Consider the following 2,491-nt stretch of genomic DNA (forward strand, 5'->3'; position numbering starts at 1 on the left):
CCGCCTAGTGCATAAAACGTTTATGAACTGCCCGCCAATGACCGTAGTATTCAGGAAGCATACGCCATTGACAACCCGTTCGTAACACATAGTAAACCCCTTCCACGAATAAACGCAAAGATTCCGTATTTTTGCAGTGTATCCTCTTTACCGTCATTAAAAATTCATAAATCTTTTCCCAAGCATTTTCATTTATGTGATAATGCATTTTGCAATCCTTTGTTGTTTTTCTCAAAAATATTTCAAACCAAGGATTGCAACCTTGCAAATCATTTTTTAATTAAATCAACTTAATTTCACATCTTGTAGTTTTTTTGGTTCACAGAACCTAGTAATTCTCCGGGATTTAATAAATAATGATCTGTATAAAATAAGACCCATTCAATGTGAAGATAATTATTTAACAACCTAAAGAGGAATAACATGGAAAAATTATTAACAATCTTTTTGTTAACGACGCTTTGTAGCTCATTTGCTTGGGCAAACAGTTTAAGAGTAGACGTTGCTACTGAAAGCGAAAAGGGCAGTAGTCGTATAGACTAGTTAGATGGTTTTACAGAACTCTCAGCAGAAAAAGGTTACAAGGTTGTACCTTTTGATCTTGATCGCTATCCACGTCAAATAATTATTGCGCCAGATTACGGTAGAGAACTGGGGCTTGTTATCAGAAAAACTAAAAATGGCAATGTCGAGTTTGAAAACAAAACTAGGGCTGGTTACCAATATGCAGTCATTTACACGTTGACCAATGATATGGAAGACTGGACTAAGTGGAAGACAAAAACCTGTAATCTGTCAAATAATGATAATGAGCGATATTGCGTAATTTCTCAAAAAGATCTTAAGGACCTTGAAAAAGGACGTAAAAATGCAAAGAAAGAAGGAATTATTGGCGCGTATGACATTAAAATTATTGTAAAATATAAAAAGCCATGGTGGCATGTATGGTAGTTCTTCTTTAGCCAGCATCAACACTATAAAATTTTCTGTTCCAGTGGGGGTGGAGTAACTAATGGAAGAAATCCGTACTATACTGGAAATAGCAGTATATTTAACGGGATAAGATAATGCCTTCCTTTAGTGAAATACATTATCATATATGGCCAAAATATAGTTTTTTTTTAGAGAAACTGGTTCGTGAGTTTGTCCAAAAATATTATATAACTGAGATGACACTCTCAAAATATATGCCTGATGGTAGGGTGTATGATATGACTTTGTACAGTGGACCTATAACAGAGCAATACATATACGATGCAGTTTATCTTAAAGAGCCTTTGCCTACTTATCACAATTTATTATTATTGCCGGACTTCTATAGCTATGACTATTTACTATCACTTAACGGCATTTCTAATAATTTGAATGAATATATCTTATATTACAATCATATTAGTTTTGATGGGAGTATTAATCATCTTATGGTTATCACGCAAGAGCCGGAACATAAATATTTGGCTTTTAAGGAAGATTTTATAAGGTTCCTTCATTACCTGGATATTGAATTAGCCAATCAATCGTTCATGAATGAATTTATGATTATATTACCAGAGGCAGCACCAAAGATGAATATTCAGACCGATTTTATAAAAGATAAAAATATGTCAGTTTTTAAAGGTCTTCGTTTATCCAACAAAGAGAAAAAAATTGTTATTAATATAATGAATGGCATTACAAAGATACAGGATTTAGCAGAAATACTTCAAATTAGCTACCGAACTTGTGAGGCTTATGTTGAAAATATCAAGCATAAATTATCTAGAGTAAGTTTTTATGATCTAGTTATATTTGTGAATAAATACAGACCTTTCATCAAGCAACTATTAGGCAATTCTTAAAGCAATAGCTTTAGATAATATATGATAATAAAAACGTTGACAAATGACGAAAAATAATAATGTGATGACAACAATAGGTGTTGTTTTACTTGGAAGTGGGTAGTTTAGGCATAAAGCGGCAGTCTCATCACAACAAAGCGCAATAATGGACAATAATATGAAGACAATAGAAAGCCCATCAGCAGATTTCTGTCTATAATTTTTTGCAATCTGAGGAATGATTTGCATCGAATAAGATAGCATTGAAAACATACCAATCTTTTCTAATGTGTTGCTACTTAAAGGTTTCATAAATGCTAAAAAAACGCCCGTAAAAATTATTAAAGCAATTAAAAGGTGAAAGCATTTTTTGACCTGCTCGTTATCCCGCCAAAATTGATATTGTATAATAATAAAACAGCACAAGCTCATAATTGGGATGGCTTTATACTGCCATGAAAGACTATAACCGAAACTGTATATTAAATCTAGTGTGCTTGGAAATATAAAAAAAATAACGTAAGATGACTAATTACACATAGGTAAACCCCCAGCTATGCTGGGGTGACTCCCAAAGGTTTGACCTTTACAGTATTAGTGTAGCCTTTGTTGTTGAATCAACACAACAAAGGATCAAACCGATGTGGTTGGATATTTGAAAGGTAAAAGTGCAA

At 33.0% G+C, this 2,491-nt stretch carries 3 protein-coding genes and 1 pseudogene; 2 read left to right on the forward strand and 2 right to left on the reverse strand.

From position 1 onward, the window contains the following. Positions 1 to 13: 13 nt before the first annotated feature. A pseudogene (locus DNK84_RS05420) lies at positions 14 to 208 on the reverse strand (transposase); the annotation flags it as partial. Between the two features lie 533 nt (positions 209 to 741). Here DNK84_RS05420 and DNK84_RS05425 point away from each other — a divergent pair. Together DNK84_RS05425 and DNK84_RS05430 are read left to right on the forward strand one after the other, a co-directional pair. Beyond that, entirely contained in the window at positions 742 to 951 is a 210-nt protein-coding gene (locus tag DNK84_RS05425; protein ID WP_162902252.1) for a hypothetical protein, read from the forward strand. 116 nt (positions 952 to 1,067) lie between these two features. Continuing rightward, positions 1,068 to 1,838: a helix-turn-helix transcriptional regulator gene (locus tag DNK84_RS05430; protein WP_119343541.1), complete on the forward strand. Its 771-nt coding sequence runs from the start codon at positions 1,068 to 1,070 to the stop codon at positions 1,836 to 1,838. On the opposite strand, the gene DNK84_RS05435 is transcribed toward DNK84_RS05430, so the two are convergent. Continuing rightward, positions 1,824 to 2,129 (reverse strand): PQ-loop repeat-containing protein, encoded by a 306-nt coding sequence (locus DNK84_RS05435; protein WP_162902253.1) that lies wholly within the window; start codon positions 2,127 to 2,129, stop codon positions 1,824 to 1,826. The genes DNK84_RS05430 and DNK84_RS05435 overlap by 15 nt on opposite strands. Between the last annotated feature and the right edge of the window lie 362 nt (positions 2,130 to 2,491).

Source organism: Facilibium subflavum (assembly GCF_003574485.1).
Lineage (GTDB): Bacteria > Pseudomonadota > Gammaproteobacteria > Francisellales > Francisellaceae > Facilibium > Facilibium subflavum.